This window comes from Sulfurospirillum sp. SCADC (genome assembly GCF_000743525.1).
Lineage (GTDB): Bacteria > Campylobacterota > Campylobacteria > Campylobacterales > Sulfurospirillaceae > Sulfurospirillum.
Genome location: NZ_JQGK01000003.1, coordinates 42,310 through 62,689, shown reverse-complemented (window position 1 = coordinate 62,689; position 20,380 = coordinate 42,310). Strand labels below are relative to the sequence as shown.

Sequence of the window (20,380 nt, the reverse complement as noted above, 5' to 3'; positions counted from 1 at the left end):
AGGATTTATCGTGCAGACTGAAAATGAGATACGAGAGTACATCGACCGAACAACGGCTTTAAATACTTTTTTCAGACATCCACCTCTGAACGTGAAAGAGATAGGCGATGGTAATTTAAACTTTATCTTTCGCATCAGCGACCAAAGTGGTACTTCGCTGATTCTCAAATACGCAGCGCCCTTTCTTCGGCTTTTGGGCAAGGATTTTCCACTGCCTCAAAACCGCATTTGCGTCGAGATGCACACGCTTGGCTACTTTAAAAGCATTGCACCTTCTTTGATTCCAACGCTTTACCACCTCGATGAAGCCTCTTTTTGCTTTGCGATGGAAGATTTGGTGGGCTACAAACTCTTGCAAACAGCGCAATTCGATCAGTTTATCGCCCTTTCGTTGTACGCGAAACTGGGCACATTTTTAGCAGCCCTTTACACGAAAGTGCCATCCCAACATGAAGCCGCTTACTATGAAAACGCAACCTTAAAGCGCATCAGCGAAGAGTACATTTTTATCTTTCCACACATCGAAAATAACCCTGCGTTAATGCTGCCCTCACACTTTAGTCCTGCGCCTAAAAGCGCGACATTTTTGCAGAATATTGACGTGCTTTTAAACCTGTTTCAAAACGAAAAAGAGTGCTTGATCCACGGCGATTTGCACACGGGTTCTATCATGATTAAGCATGAAAACCTTGCCATCATCGACGCAGAATTCTCCTTTTGGGGACCACTTGGCTTTGACATCGGCACGCTGTTGGCACACATTATTTTTGGCGAGATTTACAACTGTTTTAGGCACAAACCTATCCAATTTCAGCCTATCGTTCGCGCCCTTTGGAAAGCGTTTGAAAACGATATGGGCAGCGTGCCTTTGCACATACTGCAACAAAGCATTGGCTTTTGTGGCGCCGAACTTTCACGTCGTTTGGTCGTACCTGCTAAAGCCAAGCCGCTGGAAGCAATTGCGTCAGTGGAAGACAAAACCAAAGCCTACGCGCTGTGCGAAAAACTGAGCATCGAACTGATTGAAACCTTTTTACATGTAAAGCATTTTGAAGCGTTTATCACCCTTGTGGAACGACATTTATGCACCAAAACGCACTGATTTTTTTTATGAAAGCGCCTGTTTTTAGGCGTGTCAAAACACGTCTGGCGGAGGGGATTGGGAATGACAATGCCACCACGCTTTACCGCCTCATGTGTGAGCACCTCTTGAACCTCACGCTTCCTCAAAACACCGATGTCATCGTAGCGTACGATGATGAAGAGCGCACCGCTTTGCCCTCTTATTTAGAAGGAAAAGCGCTTTTTTACCAAAGCGGAAATGACTTAGGCGAGCGTATGCAAAACGCTTTTGAGGCAGTGTTTGAAAAAGGCTATAAACGTGCGATTTTGGTAGGTTCGGACATCCCTAATGTGGATGAGCGCCTTTTCGAAGAGGCGTTTGCCCACCTTTGCAACCACGATGCGATGCTCTCGCCCACGGAAGACGGCGGCTACTACCTCATCGGTTTTCACGCACACACCTTTTGCAAAGAGGCGTTTGAAGGCATTCCCTACAGTCAAAGCGATGTCTACGCCAACACGCTTCTAAAACTCTCGCCTCTTCGTGTCGCTAAAGGGGAAATGCTGCGTGACATCGACACGTTAGAGGATTTGCGTGCGTTTACATGTAAAGATTATGACTCACCTCTGACACGCTTTGCGCAAAGTACGTTAAGTACACTTCCACGCATCAGTGTCATCATTCCCGTTTATCATGAAGAGGAGACACTGATTCACACGCTATCGCATCTTAAAGCAATGGCAAAGACCCAAAACTACGAAATCATCGTGGTCGATACGCATGAAAAAACCACCGTGGAGCGTTTACATGTAAGCTCGGTTCGCGTCGCGTTTTCATCCAAAGGCAGAAGCACGCAAATGAATGAAGGTGCGCAAAAGGCACGAGGGGAAATGCTGCTTTTTCTACACGCCGACACGCTTTTGCCCTATCACTGGGATCAAAAGATCGAAAACGCTTTACATGTAACCAAAGCAGGTGCCTTTAGCCTTGGCATTAACACATCGCATCTGGGGCTTTTTTGCATCGAAACGCTGGCAAATCTTCGCACCCACATAACAAAAATTCCCTACGGCGATCAAGCCCATTTTTTCCAAGCTTCGTTTTTTAGGACTCTTGGAGGGTACGCGCACATTGCGCTCATGGAAGATGTGGAGATCATGAAACGGCTGAAAAAACGAGATCACACGATCACTCTTTTAAAGTCCAAAGTCTTGACCTCACCGCGAAGGTGGCATAAAGAAGGCATCCTCTACGTCACGCTTCGCAACCGTGTTTTAAGCTTTCTTTACTGGATCGGAGTTTCACCTATTAAACTTTCACGATTTTACAAAACACACTAAAAAATACGTTTCTTATTCATCTGCTTCGTAGTTAAATTCTAGTTTACTTTGATTGACAATTTCGTGCAAAATATAAGCAAGGTTTCCTTCGCTAATTGCATGATGAAAATAAGTTGCCAAGATAGGAATCGTAATAATCTCTTCAATACACGCCATATACTTTTCAACAATTTTTTCTATACCAAATTGTTGCATAGCCGTACTTCGCAATTTATCTTTCACCGTTTGAATTTCTTCTTCCGTCTTAATAACAAAAATAATAGGATAATGCTCAAGCTTATCGATGTCTAAAAAATATTTTTTGACATCTAACGTTTCCGTTACTTGAAAAAACCGTCCCAAAGGTCTCATCACAAAATCGATACCACCATCGTTTGCATTCGTTCGACCTGTCTTATATAATGTTAAATTTTCTTCCGTCAAATCCTCTTTTCTAAAACCCCAAAATATCTTTTGATTGTGATAAAAATATTTTAAAATAGAAAAACTGACAATTTCAAATAAACGAGCATCTACATTGGGTTTTAATAAACCAAGAATAAATTCACTTGCTTTTCCAGAATCCTTGCTCTCAAGCGTCTGCAAGCCTTCACATACTTTAATAAAACGCTCAAACGCATTGCGTTTTTCTTCGATGTACAAATCAATAATCGAAATAATGGCGCGGCTAAGATTATATTTCTTCCCATCAATCATAACTTCTAAGAAAAAGGTATTAATCCAATACCGGCTCTTTTCACGCATAATGACTTGGGATTGTAATGTTGGAAAATACTTATGAAACTCCTCGTTGAGTCTATGGTTAAGTGCATGATTTTGAAGTTTAGCCCCAAAAGGTAGCTCTCGTTGCCTCGAAAATAAATCAGAAAATATTGCCCCTTCGTACTTAGCATACTCTTGCGTTTCTGAGACCTTGATATAATCTTCGACAAGAACATAAATAGCATATAAATTTGCAAAGCTTCCTCGTGATTTTGAACCACGATTCGCAGATTTTGTCTTGAGGTTAATATAGTGCAAAAGAGGAGATTGCCTGATAAGCTCTTTCCCTGCAATGCCTGTGTGTTCAAAAAGCTGTTCAATTATTTTCTGAGTAAAACTATGTTCAAGCATTTGAGACCTTACCAAACAGTGTCATCTGCTCATGGTTGCTAGGTTTACCCTCATAACTTTTGGCTTCACGCTCCAATGCTGTGCCATTGTGATGCTCCAACCCAAGAACTCTTCTGAGCCCTATTTGAAAATATTTTTCTGAAATATCAATTCCAATAGACTTTCGCCCCAATTTTTTTGCAACATACGATGTTGTGAATGTTCCTGAAAAAGGATCCAAAACAACATCGCCCTCATTAGAAGATGCTTTAATAATTCGCTCTAATAGATGGATGGGTTTTTGGGAAGGGTGGCTCTCATACTCTTCCATGCGGTATCGTACACGTGGGAATTCCCATACATTTCCTGGGACTTTTTCCACATTATAAGGCGTAGGTGTGGGTTTGCGGTAGTCAATCAGTTTTCTCTTTGCGCCTGTCTTTGCTTCAACAAGAATCTCTTGGGCATTAAAACAATAGCTCTTGTCATTTTTAACGCAAAACAAAATAGGCTCATACAACGATCCAAAATATTTTTTTGCTTGTACTCCAGAACTATCGTAATACCAAACAATGCGTGAGAGAATTTTTAATTTTTTACGAATGTAGAGATCAAAATAGGGCATAAATTGCGTTGAAGTCATAATATACAAGGAACCTGTATCTTTTAATTTTTCAATGCACGTATCAATCCAATGATAACTCCAATGCAGATACGCTTCATCACTTTCCCATTTATCGTGCGTATTTTCAAAAATTTTACCAATATTATACGGAGGATCAATAAAAATTAAATCGACTGAATTATCGGGAATGGTTACAAGAGCATCATTGAGATCGGCACATATTAATGTATGCCCATTTTTTTCAACTATTTGCATTCGCCCAACCTTCAACTATTTTGCTTAATCTAATTTTATCATAACAAATTTTTACTGAAACAATCAGGTATTTTTTGATATTTTTTGCATAAACAATACGCATTAGCACATGAGTATAAAGCGCACCGAAACTAAATTCTGTATAATCCATCTAAAAACTTTAGGAAAGCCATGCTACACGGTATCTTGACCCTTATACTCTTCCAATTTGTCGGAGAGTGCATCAGTAAACTTTTTATGCTCAAAATCCCCGGAGCCATCATCGGTATGGTGTTGCTTTTGCTCTTTTTGATGATCCGCAAAGGGAGTTTTCACGCCCTTGATAACGCGGTGTTTTGGCTACTACGCTATTTGCCTCTTTTCATCATTCCAGCCGCCGCAGGCATTATCACCCAATTTGAGACGATTTCCAATGAACTTCTTGCTATCCTCGCTTCGTTGATCGTAGGAACCTTCTTAGCCCTCGCATTTAGTGTCAAACTAATGGATGTGTTGATCTCGAGCAAGGAGAGAAAATGAACGTTGACGCATTGATCGCTTATGTGATGAACACGCCTCTTAGCTGGATTATCATCACGCTCAGTGCCTATAAAATCGGGATTATTATTTACGAAAAGACGGGTAAAAACGCGCTCTTGCAGCCCATTGTTATCGCGTATGTCATCATGCTTCCCATTCTCTTACTGGCAAAAATTCCTTACAAACAGTATTTTGATTCGGTCTTTATATTGCACTTTTTTCTAGGACCTGCCACGGTGGCATTAGCACTTCCGTTGTATAAAAATCTCAAATTGATTCAGTCCTATTTTCTGCCCATTCTCATCACGCTTGTTTTTGGCGGCATCTTTACCATCCTCAGCGCTGTGGGCATTTTGTGGCTTTTTGACGCATCCAAGATCACGATGCTCTCGATGACCACCAAGTCAGTCACGGCGCCCATCACGCTCATCACCGCGCATGACATCGGTGCCAATGCCGCTTTAGCCATCGGATTTGTCGTCATCACAGGACTTTTGGGAGCGCTCTTTGGTACGTTTATTTTTAAACTGCTCAAGATCAAACACGACGCCGCCAAAGGCTTCGCACTTGGACTTATCTCTCATGCTGTGGGAACCGCTAGAGCCTTTGAGATCAGCGAAAATGCCGCGGCGTTTTCAGCCTTGGCGATGGGGTTGGTGGGTGTGTTTATCGCTGTTGTGTTGCCGATTGTGATTGGGTTTTTGTAGTTTACATGTAAATCAATACTTACTCATCATCTGCCTAAAAACCTCATAAAGTTCGGGGAACATTTCAAAGCCTTCGATGCCTAAGAAATGCCCGCCTCGTGGGATTTCGAGAAGCGCACTGTCGAGTTTGGAACCCAGTTCTTTACTGATAAAAGAGGGAACGTACATGTCATTATCGGAGAAGATGACATGCTTTTGGAGGATGTTGCGTGAGAGCTTGGCGTAGTCAAGTTTGGTGTCAACAAAAGGGTCTAAATTGGGGAAAATTTCGAGGGGTTTATCAAACGGAGAGACTAAGATCATGCCACCTAGGGCAAAGCTCTCTTGGAAGCTATTTAGGTAACGTAAAAGGGTGATACAGCCTAAACTATGCGCGATGATAAACGTCTCATTTGTGGGCGTGCCGATTTTGTCGCGCAGTTTTTCAAGCCATACCTCAACATGCGGCGTCTCAGGTGTTGGCATGCGTAATACCTCAACCTCGATGCCATACATTGCATGCACTTTTTCGACGAACCACGGGAACCAATGATCGCTCGGAGAAGCAAAATAGCCATGAATAATGTAAACTTTTTTCATTCAAGCCTCTTAATACAATACAATCTTTTCAATCATGATACATCAAGAGTTTAAATGAATTGTTACACTTCTTTTTTTTCGTCCATTTGGTTGCTACTCTCGACCATCGCATTAAGGCTTTTTTTCAACTTTTGAAGCATTCGGTTCACATGGATGAGATTTTCGGCCGACTGAATGGCGATGTCCTCTGTGGCGTTCACGTTTTTATCAAACGTCTTTTTTGCATTCTCGTCAATGCCCATATCTTCGATGACATCTTCGACTTCTTCCGCGAGTTGCTGCAGTTGTGAGACGGCATTTTCCGCTTTTTTGAGCGCATCTTCGGAGTCTTTCATCGCAAGATTGACCTTTTGCACAAAGAGCGAGATGTGCGTTGACGCCTCTTTGAGCTCATCTTCCCCGTTTGAAGAAAGCGTTACATTTTGAGAAGAAAAGCTACTTATATCGCCGTGTGCGAGCTCTTTGGCTTTTTGCACAAATCCTTCTAAATGTTCCGTAATCTCTTTGGTCATCACAAATGCATAGACGATGATGATAAGCCCAATCAAAAGAGCGATGTACTGAAATTTGAGGAACATATCGTTTTTGGCTTCGCTGTGGTCGGTGTAGAGCCAAACCGCCTCATCCATCGCGTTGAGCAGTTGCACGTTTTTTTCATACACATACGCCAAATGCTTGTTGATCTCACTCTCCAGTACGATGACATGGTCTAAGTAGAGCATGTACTCTTCCCAATACGCGTTGTTCTCTTTGACGATGGCGTAGACTTCGGGAGCATTTTTGACCGCCGCGTCCTCTAAAAAGCTCTTGATCGTTTTGTTATACAGTGCTTTGGCATCGGCATAAACGAGCAGATCTTGCGCATTGGCTGAGCGCAAATAACGGTTGACATAGAGCCCCATGCGTTGAGAGAGCATGCGTTGACGACCAGAGAGGTCGATGTGAATGTTGTTCAGACCTGCTCCCACCATGCGTTGCACCACCGTGTCAGAGAGCACGAGGAGTTTTTCGATGCGAGGGGTCAGCACTTCCATATCGGGGCGCACCTCTTCGATGCCACTTTTAAGCGCTTCTACTTCCGAGCGAAAGGGAAGCCATAGGCTCATGACCTCTTCAAGTTTGGCTTTGATGCGATCATTTTGAGGCGCGTAAATGCCTTTGGCATCATTGCCATACAGGAGGTCTTTGAGACTGCTTTCAAACAGACCGACCGCCGTGTTGAGCTCGCGAAAGTCGTTGGTATGGCGATGCACGATGAAAAAGGTCTCTTTGCTGATCTTTTGAGAGAGCATGCGCTGTTTGCCTGCGATGTTGATGATGTAGGAGTCTTTTTTACTCATCTGATTCATCATAACGGTGAGTGAAATGATGAAAATAATCACAAACGAAAGCAGTCCGCCTGCGAGTTTCATTTTGGTGCTAATGGTGGTTGGTTTGATCATGCTGTCCTACTCATAAATCTCTTTGAGCTCTTGAATATTCAAGACCACAACGCTGTTTTTTTCGATCTCAATCGTACCATTACGGGTGAGTTTGTTTAAAATACGTGAAAGTGTCTCAGGCTGAATGTGCAACATATAGGCAATTTCATGTTTTTTAAGATGGTTAAACGTCTCCAACTCATTGACGAGCATGTGTGCGACTTTCGCCGTTCCATCAAAGACAACATCACGGCTAATAATACACTGCATCTGCTGAATCATCTTAAAAGACTCTTCCAAAATCTTCGTCATCAAGCGGTGATTGGCATAGATCATCGCACGAAATGGCTCACTTTGGATGGAGAGCACCGTGCTGTCTTCCAAAAACTCGGCATTCGCGTAACAGCTGATAAAAAAGCTGTCGATGAGCTTGGAAACATTGAAAATCAGGGAGTTGGAGTAGAGTTTGTAGAGGAAGATTTCATTGTCAAAACGATCCACTTTGTAAAATTTGACCGAGCCTTTGATGATGTAATAGATCGCATCTTTGGTGTCTTTTTCATAAAAGAGCACGTCACCGGCTTTATGGTGACGCACACTGCAAAAGGAGGCGATTTTTTGAAGATCGTCACCTTGCAGGGAATCAAACAGTGGCAAGGAAGCAATAAGTGCCAAAGGATCGTTTGTCATCGTTACTCTTTAAAGTTTATTTGCTAAAGGTAGCATTTTGCACAATGATCTTGTAAAAATAGCCCGAACCAAAGTCTTTATCCACGCTCACGACACCTTTTGCGGTCACGATGTCCCCAACTTTAGGAAGCTCTTTGGAGGTAAAAACAATGCGCCCAACTTCACTTCCCTCACCCGTACCATCTTGAATATGAATCCAATTTTGACCCAAAATATTCGGAGAAGCTTTCACAACCTTACCTCGAATCGCAATCGTTTTATCTTTCAAACTGGCACGTTTTTCCCACGCTTCTTTAACACTCATGGTATCCTTTTGTTTATACGGAGACTCTTTGACCTGCTCGCTCACAAGAGCAAGATTGCCTTTTTCAGGAACATTGGTGCGGTACTGAAGGTTGGAAGCAAAGACGATCTCATCAAACGTGCGGTTAAGCGATTTACTCTCAAAATTCTTGGCACGTAACTCTTCGGTGAAACGCACTTCCGTTCCTTTTTCAACCTTGGTTCCCTCTACCGCAACCCAGTATTTTTTCTTGGTATCGTCAATCTGTAGGTAGGTGTAACCACCACCATTGAGCGTATCGACGACCACACCTTCAAAAACATCGCCTGCGTGCAGGGCTAAACTACAGGCGAAGGTTGCCAACGTTAAACACAATTTTTTCATTTTTCTTCCTTTAAATTTTTATTTTTATACGAAAGAGCGATTAAGCTCAGAACAACGCCACTGCAGACGTAGACCCAAAGTGGAATCGGCACAGGATCGCCCGTGGCGTAGGAGTGCATGCCAGCTAAGTAAAAGTTCACACCAAAGTAGGTCATCAGTATGGAGGCAAAGCCTAAAAGGGAAAGCACTGCAAAAAGATAGTGCGAATAAAACCGTGGCACAAGCCTTACATGTAAAATGATCGCATAGACCAAAATAGAGATATACGCCCATGTTTCCTTCGGGTCCCAACCCCAATAACGCCCCCACGACTCATTCGCCCAAATGCCACCTAAAAAGTTACCGATGACCAAGAGGCTCAAGCCCAAAATCAGGGTGATTTCATTGATGGCAGTGAGGTGTTTAATGGTGGCAACGATCTTGATTGAGCGTTTACATGTAAAGAGGATGAGCGTGAACAATCCCAACGCACACCCCAGCGCTAAAAAACCGTAACTCGCCGTAATGATGGAGACATGCACCGAAAGCCAAAACGATTTGAGCACGGGTACAAGATTGGTGATCTCAGGGTCGATGTGCCCAAGATGTGCAACAAACATAAAGATGCCCGCCATCATCACCGAACCTGAAAGGGCAAACAACGAACGACGCAAGAAAAGCATGCAAAAAAGCAGACACGACCACGCGATGTAAACGATGGACTCGTAGGTATCGCTCAGAGGTGCGTGTCCGCTGATGTACCAACGCAGTGCGAGTCCACAGGTATGCACGACAAACAGCAATGCCACGATGAAAAAGAGCGGTTGCGTGAGTTTACATGTAAAGGTATTGGGAGCAAAAACACGCCCAAAAGCAACGACTAAAAGCGTTAACCCTAACAGCACATACGCCAAGGTCAATCGCTCAAAAAGCATCAGTTTGTTGTAGAAAATTTCAATCTGAATGTGCTTGGGTGAAGGCATAATCTGCGCGCCATAGTTGCTTTGAAAATCCGAAAACGTCTTTACATGTAAAAGTGCTTTGGCGTAATTACGCTCAAAGAGTGCCTCGATAAATGCGGTGGAGCTCTCTTTGAGTTTTTCAGCTTCCGCACCCTCCATTTGCGCAAACATCTGTTCATATGCCAGCCACGTGTGATTCGCATCGTTGGGCAGTGGGAAGATTTTAAACAACACGCCTTGGTAGAGCATAAACGCGATGCTCAGACGTTCATCGACTTTGATCAGATCGTTTTCAAAGGTGCCACGTGTGCTCGGTTTCATCGCGAGCGCTTTTTGAAGCTCAGCATCTAGTTTGTAACGATGCCCGTCGAAAAAGTCCTCAAACGAAGCTAATTTTTGGGCGCTGTCAATGCCGATGAGTGCTCGAAGTTTAGGCGTTTTGGTCTGAATCATCGGCAGATTTTTCCAGACACTGGGGTGTGAGAGCATGCCAAGGGCTATTTGCATCGCGTCCATATCGTACAGGCTATTTTTACCGCTCAGTTTATACAGTACCTCTTGGCTTAAGGTGTCAAAAGGCTTCATGCGCCCCATGCGCGACTGCACGACCAGCTTTCCAAACGCGTCACTGACCTCTTTGCTGTTCGCCTGATGCTCACTCAAATACGTTTGCACATATTCGCTCTCACACCATAACGGTGTTTGAACCAAAAGCATGAAAACAACGAGAAGTGAACTGCTTTTGACCTCGGAGATGAGCTTACGAAAGCGCGATTTTGGGTCAAACAGATTGAGAATCAGCCCTAAAAAAAGCAGTGCATAACCCACATAGGTCACTTCAACACCTGGGTCTTTGGTGACGGAGAGGATCGTTCCTTTTTCATCGGGATCGTAAAAGGTTTGAAAAAATTTGTACCCTTTGTAGCTTAGTGTGTGGTTCATGTAAATCTGCGCATCGAGCGTTGTATTGCCATCTCGCACCTCAACATCGCTGGTGTAAGCTGAAGGCGAGCGACTGCCATAGTAGCGCTCCAACTCAAAGTCATTGAGGTGTAGCGCAAACGGTAACGTGATCTCCGCATTTTTTTCACTGGAAAAAATGATATTGGAACTTGAGCCTTCGCGTATCTTCATCACACCGTCCACGCCAAAATAACGTGTGAGACCTGATCCTATGAGAATGAGAATAAACGCCGCATGAAAGGTAAAACGGCTTACATGTAACATCATTTTGGAGCGGTAAAGCGTGATGGCAAGATTGATCGCAGCAAGAACCAAAAGCATTTCATACCAGAGTGCATTGTAAATATAATAACGAGCTACCGCTGTGCCAAAGTCATTTTCCACAAACGTTGCAATCGCAGCACCCACGGCTAAAAAGAAAAGCAGTATCAGCGTTGTTTTGTAGGAGCCAAAAACTTTGAGCAACACGTTTGTCCTTTGTATAACACACTTAAGATGCCACGGTATTGGCAGTTTAAGTATAGCATACACGAAGAGAGGTTTCCCTCTCTTCGGAATGAAGTTTACTTCTTGTTTTTATCGAAGTAAGAAGATTTGCTATCGACTGCAGGATCAAGAGCGACGGAATTTGGAGCGAGTCTGCCTTTAGCAGATGCCTCTTTTTTCCACTCTTTCTCTAGAGTCTCTTTAAATTTAAGCTTTTCAGCGATCAATGCTGGCATATCGACTTTAGCGATTTTTTGTGCTTTCTCTTTCGTGTCAAAATCAGGTGCGACGTAGTCCATAACACCATGTTTGGCAAGAACGCTGACCAGTTTTAGACGTGCTTGTTGTGCTTGCTCGTTGGCGGATCCTAAAAGTCTTAGAACCTCTTCAGGAGCATGGAAAAATGCACCATGACCCGCAATCGCCATATCGCCTCTCCATTGAGCATGACGAATGAGTGTTCTGATCTCTTTAAGTTCATCATCACTTGCACCCACTTCCATCGCTTTTCCCGTCTCGATGTGAGCTTTAGCGATGTTGTCAAACGCGATGTCCATCATGAAGTCTTTGCGCTCGACTTTTTGTTGAACGATGCCTCTTAATTTATCTTCGCTCTCTCTGTGGCAGTTCATACAACTTTTATCCATATTTTTCAGTGGATTTCCAATTTGGTGATCGGAATACTTCACCGAACCCTCTTGCGTGTACGGCATGTGACAATCCGCACATGAAACGCCTTTTTGTCCATGAATTCCCGTTCTCCAAAGCTCCCAGTCTGGGTGTTGCGCTTTGATCATCGGTGTTTTAGAGATGCCATGAACCCAGTCAGAGAAGTTGATCTCATCGTAGTATTTTTCCATCGATTCAACGCTGAGACCTTTAGCATACGGAAGGGTCACCACCATCGCGGTTTTGTTCACATCTTTCGCATCTTTCCACTCTGTCTTTTTGAAGTAGTACTCTACGTGACATTGCGCACAGACCAAAGAGCGTTTCTCTTGGTGCGTAGACTCTTCAAAGCTTTTAAGTCCAGCTGCGACAAGACCACGATTGAGATGAGGAACACGAACGCTTAACTGCGCTGTTTTGTCATCGTGGCACGTTGCGCAACCGATGGAGTTGACTACTTGTGAACCATACTTTGCCCATTTACCCGTGTAATACTCTAGCTCACCATCTTCTTCGATCAAACGAGGAACGTCGGGGGATTTACATGTCCAACACGCCGTTGGCAACGGACCTGTTTTAGCATCCACAGGAGCGCCCGTTCGAAGAGAGTTTACATTGTCTTGAACCGCGTAGTAATGCCCTCGTGGCGCATTGTAATCTTTTGAAAACGCATATCCTGCCCACGCAACCGCAAGGTACGGTTTTTTAGCCAGCATATCTTCAATGTTATCGCTCTCTTTGGTTTTCTTCCAAGAATCAAACTGACGTGGATAGTACTTTGCCCACTCTTCGCTTTTGGCTTTGCCCTCGATGCCTGCTTGGCTTGGCGCTTTAGCAAGTTCGACTCTTTCTTTCTCTTTTTCTGTGATATTGCCAGCCAATAATGCCATTGCGCCGATAGCAACCAATGAGCCAACCAGTAATACTTTGAACTTATTCATTTTGTACCTTCCTTTTCTATTTTTACACGCTTTAAAAGCAAAGCTCTTAAAGCTACGCTGCGCTATGCACTAAAGCTTGCCTCTTTGAGGCAGAACTCTTTTTATTGCGCTTCAAAAATAAAGCTATTGGACTTCTTTAACACCCAAATTATTCGGTGTCGTGGTAAGACCTCTGACTTTGCCGTGTGGCACGCCTTTATGACACTCCCAACAGCGTCTACCTGTAGCGACACTTGGATCGTCATAATTGTGATTGGCATCGGCATTTTTAACCATTTGTGAGGTTAAACTTGCATGACACGAAATACAATTCTCCTGAACTCTCTTCGCACCATCGTCACTGATCTTAATCGCATTTTTGTACGTATTGAACGTAAATGCAACACTATGGTTATACCCATCGCGCGCTTTGGCAATGTATTTGTTGACCATATTATCGCGTGGTAAGTGACAATCGATACACCCAGCTCGTTCAGCGTGTGAACTGTGTTGCCATGTTGCGTATTGCGTATTCATGACGTGACAGTTGATACAGGCTTTTGGATCACTGGAGAGATACGACAGCGCTTTGGATGCGTGAACCACGTAAGCAAAAAAGCCGATGGCTACGACAAAAACAAAGAGTGCCGCGTACTTTAGGAAATTACTCTTTTTCACATTTCCTCCTTTGATGTTCTGTGTTGCTTGATTTACATGTAAAGCAACAACGCCTAACCCGAACCAAAACCAAAACCTCCTAATTATTAATTTGAATTGAATCTAATAATCTAGTGAAAGCTATGGGGTATTGTATAAAGAAAGGCGAAAAAAAACCTTGACCTATGTCAATGAAATGTAAATAAGGCTATAAGACTTCTTCTAATTTTTGCGCGTCTAGTACGTGAATATGATGCTTGTCATCAAGCTCGATAAATCCTGAGGATTTAAACTTAGAAAGCGTGCGGGAGAGTGTTTCGGGAGTCAGGTTAAGAATGGAAGCGACTTGGGTATTTTTGAGTGTTTTAAAGAGTTCCCCATTGTCCAAGATAAACTTTGCCACTTTGGCATCGGCGGTCAAAATCACCTCTTTTTGAATCACATCAATCAAAATTTTATGCTTAGCAATGAGGGATTTGATGATCTCAAACGAAATGTCAGGATTTTTAAAAAAATCATGCTCCAACGCCTTGTAGTCAATGCGAAGCACTTCACTCTCACTCATAAACTCCGCGGTTGCAGGGTAAAGAATGTTCTCAAAATTTGCCAACTCCGCCACCAAACCACCGGGATAAAACTGATGCAAGAAGATCTGTTGTCCTTTGTGGTTAGTTTTGTAGACTTTGAGCGTTCCTTGAAGCAGTACATAAAGATAGATGGGAGCATCGCCTTCGTAGAACAAAATCTCTTTGGCACTAAACTTTTTGATGACCGAAATTTTTTTAAGCTTTTCAAGCTGTGCGTCATTGAGTTTTGAAAAAATTGAAATGGTGCGAATACGATCCATCGACTCATCCTTACGTTCTGATTGAGTCTATCGTAACCAAATAACAATTAGAGATTCTTTAGGGAAAGCCAAAAGCATTTGACGCTTTTGGGTTAATTAATACACGAAATGGTAAAATACAAATAACTAAGAGTTATCAATCAAAAAGGTTTGAAGAAAATGAGTGAGAGCAAAGATTTTTTACGCACCATTGTGGAAGAGGACTTAAGGAGCGGAAAGTACACGAAAGTCATTACGCGATTTCCGCCAGAGCCTAATGGATTTCCCCACATTGGACATGCTAAGTCTATTTGTATCAATTTTGGCATTGCGCGTGATTACCACGGGCATTGTAACCTCCGAATGGACGACACGAACCCAACGACCGAAGACATGCGCTATGTGGAAGCGCTTAAAGATGCGGTCACATGGCTTGGCTTTACGTGGGAAGGTCAGGTACGCTTTGCATCGGATTATTTCCCCAAAATTTACGAGTATGCCGTCCAACTGGTCACAATGGGCAAAGCCTATGTGGATAGTCTCAATGAAGAAGAGATACGCGAATACCGTGGCACGATCAAAGAAGCAGGTCGTCGAAGCGTTTATGCGAATCGTAGCATTGAAGAAAATTTAGACCTTTTAGCGCGCATGAAAAACGGTGAGTTTAAAGATGGCGAACACGTTTTACGCGCCAAAATCGACATGAGCGCTGCCAATATGAAAATGCGCGATCCGCTTTTATACCGCATCCGTCACGCCCATCATTTTAGAACCGGCGATGAGTGGTGCATCTACCCGATGTATGACTTTGCGCACTGTTTATCCGACTACATCGAAGGTGTGACGCACTCGATCTGCACCCTTGAGTTTGAGAACAACCGTGATATTTACGACTGGGTTTTAGACGAACTTGAATTAAAACTCCCTCGCCCGTACCAAAATGAGTTTGCACGCCTTGGCATCAACTACACCGTAATGAGCAAACGAAAGCTCTTAGAACTCGTCAATGGTGGTTATGTCAATGGCTGGGATGACCCTCGATTACCGACCATCGCAGGCTACAAACGAAGAGGCTACACACCCGAATCTATCCTCAATTTTTGCGACCAAATCGGCATCGCTAAAGCCAACTCCATGGTCGATGTGGCGCAGCTGGAATTTTGCATCCGTGACGATTTAAATCAAAAAGTACCGCGCGTGATGTGCGTGCTTGATCCACTTAAAGTGACCATCGAAAATTATGAGGGCGAAGAAGCGATTGACGCTTCTTACTATCCGCACGATGTCCCCAAAGAGGGCTCACGTAAACTCCCTTTTGCGCGTGAAATTTACATCGAACGCGATGATTTTAGTGAAAATCCTCCAGCAGATTACTACCGCTTAACACCCACTCAACCCGTGCGACTGAAACATGCGTACATTCTTACATGTAAAGAGATCGTGAAAGATGCGAGTGGCACCATCATAGAACTCAAAGCAGCGTATCATCCCAACTCCAAAAGTGGCGAAGACACGAGTAATATTAAAACGAAAAGCGCCATTCACTGGGTCAGTGCCAAACATGCGCATAAAGTTGAAGTCAGACTCTATGAGCGGTTGTACTCTAACGAAGCACCTGATGGCTTAGAAGATCTCAATCCTGATTCTTTACATGTAATCCAAAATGCGTTTGTTGAACCTGCCGTTATCAGTGAAAAACCGGATGTGAGATTTCAGTTTGAGAGACAAGGCTATTTTTACGCAGATCCGATTGATTACACCGATGATTTGCCTGTGTTCAATAAAATCGTAGGGCTAAAAGATTCGTGGGCTAAAAAGGCAGAAGTAGCGCCATCGACACCCAAAACAGAAGCGAAAAAGCCCTCCATCGTGGAGGGAGTTGCCGCCCCTATGAGTGAATCGGAGCAAGCATATTTTGATAGCTACACGAAAAAGCTTGGGCTCAACCATGAAATCGCCAATATCCTAGCGCGCGATGCTGTGCTAGCCCATTTTTACGAGGAAACACTTTTACATGTAAACAGTCCCATCAGTCTTGCAAACATCGTCGCCAATGAAGTGTCAAGAGAACTCAAACAGGAAGCACCCTTAAAATTTAGCGCCAAAGAGATCGCCGAGCTTGTCACAATGATCGATGAGGGAACGATTTCCACTAAAATTGCGAAACAAGTCTTTGAAGAGATGGCTACATCTGGGGACAATCCAAAAGCCATCGTTGAAGCCAAAGGGCTGACACAAATCAGTGATCCTGAGAAATTAAAGCCTATGATTGATGAAGTCATTGCCAAAAATCCTGACAATGTGGCGAAATACAAAGCAGGCAATACCAATCTTTTTGGCTTTTTTGTGGGACAAGTGCTTAAAAACAGTGGTGGAAAAGCCAACCCAACCGTGGTCAACGAGCTTGTAAGCGAGATGTTGAAACATGTATAGATTTGCGCCTTCTCCCACAGGCAATATGAGCATCAATGACCTCAGAATTGCCTTAATCAATTATATCTGCGCCAAACAAGCGGATGAGCCACTGATCGTACGCATTGAAGATGGCGATAAGGCACGTACGATCGAAGGCAAAGACCAAGAGATTTTAGAGATGTTAGGGCTTTTTGGCATTGATTATTCACAGCTTTACTATCAAAGTAGCAACTTCAAATACCATCTCCAATTTGCCTCCACGCTTTTGGACACAAAAAAGGCTTTTATCTGTTTTTGTCCCCAAAAAGACGAGACATCTCCATGTGTTGGTGCCTGTGAGCATTTGAGTTCCGAAGAGGTGATAAACAATCCCAACTCATTTGTGATTCGCATGAAAAAATGCGATACTGTCTCGGATCACTTTGTGATTATGAGCACCCACAAATACCCAACCTACACGTTTGCGTGTGCGTGTGATGATATGCTTCAAGGCGTTACCATGATCATTCGGGAAAATGAGCAAGAAGCTAATACCCCTAAAGAGGAGCATATCCGCCAATCCATAGGCTACGACCAAGCGATGCACTACACGCATGTGCCTTCCCTTCTATGCAACGAGGATGAAAGCGACGTTAAAGGACTTTTGGACCAAGGGTTTATGCCTGAAGCGATTGTGAACTATCTTCTCCTGTTGAGCAATCCTACACCAACGGAAATTTTCACGCTTGAAGAGGCGATTGCGTGGTTTGACATCAAAACAATTTCACCATCACCTGCGCCTTTTGAGATCGATAAACTGCGTTTTATCAATGTCGAGCATATCAAGCGCATCCCCGATATGGAGCTTTCAAAACGCATCGGGTACGCCTGTGAAAACATCGGAAAGCTGGCAAAACTCTACACAGAAGAAGTCAGTACGACGTATGCGATCAAACAAAAAGTAGATGCACTTTTTGCAAAAAAAGCGTTTGACGCAGCATTTGAAAAAGAGAGTAAACTACTTCAAGAACTCATTTTAAATGCGCCCTATTTTGAAGCATTTGATGATTTTAAAACCTATTTGGCAGAAAAAAGTGGGCTTGAAGGCGAACCGTTTTTAAAACCCCTTCGTTTTTGGCTCACAGGCGCTGACACGGGGCTTGATCTTGCCCTTTTATATCCACTGATTAAAAACTACCTTAAGGAGATTGTTAGATGATCGTTTTAGCAACATTTATTGAAGCATTTGCCAATATTTTACACACCCTCATTAACATTTATATTTGGGTCGTCATCATCGCTGCACTTATTACCTTTGTGCGCCCTGATCCGTACAATCCGATTGTGCAGATTCTTTTTCGGCTCACCAATCCCGTGTACGCGTTGATTCGTAAATGGGTTCCAACCCTAATTGGCGGCATCGACCTTGCGCCATTGATTGTCATTTTGACACTCCAATTTGTCGATCTTTTTGCGGTCAAACTTCTGTTTGCGCTTGCCAATGCTTTATAAATTTTTTCCAGGCCTTCTCTTTTGCCTTTGTATTTGCATTGACCTGTTTGCAGACGAACCTGTCAATTTTGCTTTTTTTGATGATAAACCACGCAGTCTTGCGAAAGATTTTTACATCTACGAGTACCTCCAAAGCGATGCCGCCACCCCCAAAGAAGCCAAAGCGCTCTTTGGGATGGTGCATACGATGAACATTCGTTTTTTCCACCTCTTTGCGAAAAAAATGGACAACGTGGAGTATAAAAAAATCTCCAAATGTATTGGCCTTGATGTGAGTGCATTGATGAAAGAAGATGATGAATGCCTCAATATGGGCATCAACATCGCCAAAGTCACCTCGTTGGCAAAAGGGCAGCTCAAACTCATCAAACCGCGCCTCAAACAGAACAAAGAGCTGGTGAACCTCATCACCTTAATGGAAAATGACAACGTGTATGAAGCAGCACTTAGCAGCGACGCCAACACCTTTTTAACCCTTTTTAACGGCAGTATCACCGCGTATAAAGCGGCTATTTTCAATCAACAGATTATTCCCAAAGAGCAGATGGACAGACTTTCCCAATCGGTCAAGTTCAACCCATTTGCTTACAATGTTGTTCAAAACGATAAACTCGAAAATGTGCAACGCTCCTTGTTACATGTAAGCCCGTCTTTACATGTAAACGCTAAAGCGCTTTTTTATATGGGTCTCAATGCCCTTAAATACGACGAAAAAGAGCAAGCACTCACCTTTTTTGAGCTTTCAAATGAGCGCGCAACCAAGGGCGAAGAGAAAGACAAAGCGCTTTTTTGGCTCTATTTAGTCACCAAAGATGCTCGCTTTTTAGAGCGCATTCTACAAGACAGTGAGATCAATATCTATTCACTCTATGCCTACGAACAACTCGGTCGCCCGATGCAAAACATCGTCTCACCGGTTTTAGAAGGCACGCATCCGACGTTTAATGTGAGCGATCCGTTTGCATGGATTAAGGTGATGAATAAAGTCTATCACATGAGCTCCCAAGAGGTCGAGACCTTGGCACAAAGCTTCAAATACGCCAATACCTTGCCGCATTACAGCTATCTGATGGAACGTGCCACACGTTATGCCAAAAACTACTACCCGATTCCCTACCCTGAAGAGATTGCAAGTTATTCCATTCATCGCCAAGCCTTGATGCTCTCCATCGCGCGCCAAGAGAGCCGTTTTATTCCCTCAGTCGTCTCCACGTCGTATGCTCTTGGCATGATGCAATTTATGCCTTTTGTCGCACGCGACATTGCCAAAAAAGAGAAACTTGACGCATTTTCAATCGCTATGATGTTTGATCCTCGGATGGCGTATCTCTTTGGAAATCTTCATCTCAATTTTTTAGAGCGAAATCTTATGCACCCACTCTTTGTAGCGTACGCGTATAATGGCGGTATGGGATTTACCAAAAAACATCTCCAAGCAGGAGCATTTTCACAAGGTGCGTATGAGCCGTTTTTAAGCATGGAGCGCATGATCAACGAAGAGAGTCGAGAGTATGGCAAAAAAGTACTGGCCAATTACGTCGTCTACCGCCATCTTTTAGGCGAAGAGGTGTCGATCAAAAATCTTTTCGAAATGTTGTTGATACCCTCTGTGACTGATCGTTTTCGAAACTAATTTCCATCTTGATCTCATCCGTTTTGGGTGCTTGGACTAACACGTAGTTGGTCCAAGCGTTTGACGTTGAGATCAGTTTGAGTATCGGAGCATCTTGAGACAGAGGAGTGATGCTTAGATTTGCATCGCTTCCATTGACTTTAAACTTTGAGAGGATAGCTTTATCAAAGGCACCATCGCCTGTCGCTTTGTAGGTTCCGACGACAAATTTTTCGCTCTCTTGCGTTATAAGTTCGTGCTGAATGGGGTTAAGGTAAGTGATGAGCACAAAAGTTTTAGAGGTTTCAGAGTTTTTAATCTCAATCTTTTTCGAGTTTGCCATTCCATAATCCAAGGTCTTTTCGCTTTCATTTTCGCTCAATTTGGAAGCACATCCCGAGATTAAAAACACTATTAAAGTCATTGCAATATATCGCATTAT

The 20,380-nt window shown here is 43.4% G+C and carries 20 protein-coding genes; 8 read left to right on the top strand and 12 right to left on the bottom strand.

Annotated features, from left to right (window positions below; genetic code table 11):
- Positions 1-10 precede the first annotated feature (10 nt).
- Together JU57_RS02695 and JU57_RS13630 are read left to right on the top strand one after the other, a co-directional pair.
- Positions 11-1,102: a phosphotransferase gene (locus JU57_RS02695; RefSeq protein WP_037956623.1), complete on the top strand. Its 1,092-nt coding sequence runs from the start codon at positions 11-13 to the stop codon at positions 1,100-1,102.
- Positions 1,084-2,403, top strand: a complete 1,320-nt coding sequence (locus tag JU57_RS13630) for a TIGR04283 family arsenosugar biosynthesis glycosyltransferase (RefSeq protein ID WP_051906512.1) — start codon at positions 1,084-1,086, stop codon at positions 2,401-2,403. Before JU57_RS02695 ends, JU57_RS13630 begins: the two co-directional genes overlap by 19 nt.
- A 12-nt stretch (positions 2,404-2,415) precedes the next feature.
- On the opposite strand, the gene JU57_RS02685 is transcribed toward JU57_RS13630, so the two are convergent.
- From JU57_RS02685 to JU57_RS13955, 3 genes are read right to left on the bottom strand one after another with little or no spacing between them, the layout of a single operon-like run.
- Positions 2,416-3,516: a hypothetical protein gene (locus tag JU57_RS02685; RefSeq protein ID WP_037956622.1), complete on the bottom strand. Its 1,101-nt coding sequence runs from the start codon at positions 3,514-3,516 to the stop codon at positions 2,416-2,418.
- Positions 3,509-4,375 (bottom strand): adenine-specific DNA-methyltransferase, encoded by an 867-nt coding sequence (gene yhdJ / locus JU57_RS02680; RefSeq protein WP_037956619.1) that lies wholly within the window; start codon positions 4,373-4,375, stop codon positions 3,509-3,511. Before yhdJ ends, JU57_RS02685 begins: the two co-directional genes overlap by 8 nt.
- On the bottom strand, positions 4,362-4,526 hold the full coding sequence (locus tag JU57_RS13955) for a hypothetical protein (RefSeq protein WP_294875461.1): 165 nt from the start codon (positions 4,524-4,526) through the stop codon (positions 4,362-4,364). The genes yhdJ and JU57_RS13955 overlap by 14 nt, the downstream gene beginning before the upstream one ends.
- 20 nt (positions 4,527-4,546) lie before the next feature.
- Here JU57_RS13955 and JU57_RS02675 point away from each other — a divergent pair, with 20 nt between their 5' ends.
- Both JU57_RS02675 and JU57_RS02670 read left to right on the top strand, forming a co-directional pair.
- Complete coding sequence (locus tag JU57_RS02675) at positions 4,547-4,894, top strand: CidA/LrgA family protein (RefSeq protein WP_037956618.1); 348 nt, start codon at positions 4,547-4,549, stop codon at positions 4,892-4,894.
- Complete coding sequence (locus JU57_RS02670; protein WP_037956617.1) at positions 4,891-5,601, top strand: LrgB family protein; 711 nt, start codon at positions 4,891-4,893, stop codon at positions 5,599-5,601. Before JU57_RS02675 ends, JU57_RS02670 begins: the two co-directional genes overlap by 4 nt.
- A 12-nt stretch (positions 5,602-5,613) precedes the next feature.
- Here JU57_RS02670 and JU57_RS02665 read toward each other — a convergent pair whose 3' ends face one another.
- The 8 genes from JU57_RS02665 to JU57_RS02630 form a co-directional block, all read right to left on the bottom strand.
- A complete protein-coding gene (locus JU57_RS02665; protein ID WP_037956614.1) occupies positions 5,614-6,180 on the bottom strand; it encodes an alpha/beta hydrolase in 567 nt (188 codons plus the stop codon).
- Between the two features lie 62 nt (positions 6,181-6,242).
- On the bottom strand, positions 6,243-7,622 hold the full coding sequence (locus tag JU57_RS02660) for a type IV pili methyl-accepting chemotaxis transducer N-terminal domain-containing protein (protein WP_037956612.1): 1,380 nt from the start codon (positions 7,620-7,622) through the stop codon (positions 6,243-6,245).
- Between the two features lie 6 nt (positions 7,623-7,628).
- Positions 7,629-8,291: a Crp/Fnr family transcriptional regulator gene (locus JU57_RS02655; RefSeq protein ID WP_037956610.1), complete on the bottom strand. Its 663-nt coding sequence runs from the start codon at positions 8,289-8,291 to the stop codon at positions 7,629-7,631.
- Positions 8,292-8,307: 16 nt separating this feature from the next.
- Positions 8,308-8,958 carry a hypothetical protein gene (locus JU57_RS02650; protein ID WP_037956607.1) on the bottom strand — a complete coding sequence of 217 codons (651 nt, stop codon included), beginning with the start codon at positions 8,956-8,958 and terminating at the stop codon, positions 8,308-8,310.
- Positions 8,955-11,330: a cytochrome c biogenesis protein CcsA gene (gene ccsA, locus JU57_RS02645; protein WP_051906510.1), complete on the bottom strand. Its 2,376-nt coding sequence runs from the start codon at positions 11,328-11,330 to the stop codon at positions 8,955-8,957. The genes JU57_RS02650 and ccsA overlap by 4 nt, the downstream gene beginning before the upstream one ends.
- Positions 11,331-11,425: 95 nt before the next feature.
- On the bottom strand, positions 11,426-12,958 hold the full coding sequence (gene nrfA, locus JU57_RS02640; RefSeq protein ID WP_037956605.1) for an ammonia-forming cytochrome c nitrite reductase: 1,533 nt from the start codon (positions 12,956-12,958) through the stop codon (positions 11,426-11,428).
- 123 nt (positions 12,959-13,081) lie between these two features.
- Positions 13,082-13,615, bottom strand: a complete 534-nt coding sequence (gene nrfH, locus JU57_RS02635; RefSeq protein ID WP_037956603.1) for a cytochrome c nitrite reductase small subunit — start codon at positions 13,613-13,615, stop codon at positions 13,082-13,084.
- Positions 13,616-13,802: 187 nt separating this feature from the next.
- Complete coding sequence (locus tag JU57_RS02630) at positions 13,803-14,441, bottom strand: Crp/Fnr family transcriptional regulator (protein WP_037956602.1); 639 nt, start codon at positions 14,439-14,441, stop codon at positions 13,803-13,805.
- Between the two features lie 159 nt (positions 14,442-14,600).
- Between JU57_RS02630 and JU57_RS02625 the strand changes: the two genes are divergently transcribed.
- From JU57_RS02625 to JU57_RS02610, 4 genes are read left to right on the top strand one after another with little or no spacing between them, the layout of a single operon-like run.
- Positions 14,601-16,853 (top strand): glutamine--tRNA ligase/YqeY domain fusion protein, encoded by a 2,253-nt coding sequence (locus JU57_RS02625; RefSeq protein WP_037956600.1) that lies wholly within the window; start codon positions 14,601-14,603, stop codon positions 16,851-16,853.
- Positions 16,846-18,033 carry a glutamate--tRNA ligase family protein gene (locus tag JU57_RS02620; protein ID WP_037956597.1) on the top strand — a complete coding sequence of 396 codons (1,188 nt, stop codon included), beginning with the start codon at positions 16,846-16,848 and terminating at the stop codon, positions 18,031-18,033. The genes JU57_RS02625 and JU57_RS02620 overlap by 8 nt, the downstream gene beginning before the upstream one ends.
- The gene (locus JU57_RS02615) at positions 18,030-18,326 is read left to right on the top strand and encodes a YggT family protein (protein ID WP_294875444.1); all 297 of its coding nucleotides are present in this window, start codon (positions 18,030-18,032) and stop codon (positions 18,324-18,326) included. The genes JU57_RS02620 and JU57_RS02615 overlap by 4 nt, the downstream gene beginning before the upstream one ends.
- The gene (locus tag JU57_RS02610; RefSeq protein WP_037956595.1) at positions 18,316-19,959 is read left to right on the top strand and encodes a lytic transglycosylase domain-containing protein; all 1,644 of its coding nucleotides are present in this window, start codon (positions 18,316-18,318) and stop codon (positions 19,957-19,959) included. Before JU57_RS02615 ends, JU57_RS02610 begins: the two co-directional genes overlap by 11 nt.
- Here the strand turns inward: JU57_RS02610 and JU57_RS02605 are convergent.
- Positions 19,901-20,377, bottom strand: a complete 477-nt coding sequence (locus JU57_RS02605; protein ID WP_037956593.1) for a hypothetical protein — start codon at positions 20,375-20,377, stop codon at positions 19,901-19,903. The genes JU57_RS02610 and JU57_RS02605 overlap by 59 nt on opposite strands.
- Positions 20,378-20,380 lie beyond the last annotated feature (3 nt).

Coding starts and splice junctions, on each gene's coding strand:
- JU57_RS02675 (WP_037956618.1), top strand. CDS start 4,547: ATGCTACACGGTATCTTGACCCTTATACTCTTCCAATTTGTCGGAGAG.
- yhdJ (WP_037956619.1), bottom strand. CDS start 4,375: ATGCAAATAGTTGAAAAAAATGGGCATACATTAATATGTGCCGATCTC.
- JU57_RS02670 (WP_037956617.1), top strand. CDS start 4,891: ATGAACGTTGACGCATTGATCGCTTATGTGATGAACACGCCTCTTAGC.
- JU57_RS02610 (WP_037956595.1), top strand. CDS start 18,316: ATGCTTTATAAATTTTTTCCAGGCCTTCTCTTTTGCCTTTGTATTTGC.
- JU57_RS02650 (WP_037956607.1), bottom strand. CDS start 8,958: ATGAAAAAATTGTGTTTAACGTTGGCAACCTTCGCCTGTAGTTTAGCC.
- JU57_RS02605 (WP_037956593.1), bottom strand. CDS start 20,377: ATGCGATATATTGCAATGACTTTAATAGTGTTTTTAATCTCGGGATGT.
- JU57_RS02660 (WP_037956612.1), bottom strand. CDS start 7,622: ATGATCAAACCAACCACCATTAGCACCAAAATGAAACTCGCAGGCGGA.
- JU57_RS02655 (WP_037956610.1), bottom strand. CDS start 8,291: ATGACAAACGATCCTTTGGCACTTATTGCTTCCTTGCCACTGTTTGAT.
- JU57_RS02665 (WP_037956614.1), bottom strand. CDS start 6,180: ATGAAAAAAGTTTACATTATTCATGGCTATTTTGCTTCTCCGAGCGAT.
- JU57_RS02685 (WP_037956622.1), bottom strand. CDS start 3,516: ATGCTTGAACATAGTTTTACTCAGAAAATAATTGAACAGCTTTTTGAA.
- JU57_RS02625 (WP_037956600.1), top strand. CDS start 14,601: ATGAGTGAGAGCAAAGATTTTTTACGCACCATTGTGGAAGAGGACTTA.
- JU57_RS13955 (WP_294875461.1), bottom strand. CDS start 4,526: ATGGATTATACAGAATTTAGTTTCGGTGCGCTTTATACTCATGTGCTA.
- nrfA (WP_037956605.1), bottom strand. CDS start 12,958: ATGAATAAGTTCAAAGTATTACTGGTTGGCTCATTGGTTGCTATCGGC.
- JU57_RS02615 (WP_294875444.1), top strand. CDS start 18,030: ATGATCGTTTTAGCAACATTTATTGAAGCATTTGCCAATATTTTACAC.
- JU57_RS02630 (WP_037956602.1), bottom strand. CDS start 14,441: ATGGATCGTATTCGCACCATTTCAATTTTTTCAAAACTCAATGACGCA.
- JU57_RS02620 (WP_037956597.1), top strand. CDS start 16,846: ATGTATAGATTTGCGCCTTCTCCCACAGGCAATATGAGCATCAATGAC.
- JU57_RS13630 (WP_051906512.1), top strand. CDS start 1,084: ATGCACCAAAACGCACTGATTTTTTTTATGAAAGCGCCTGTTTTTAGG.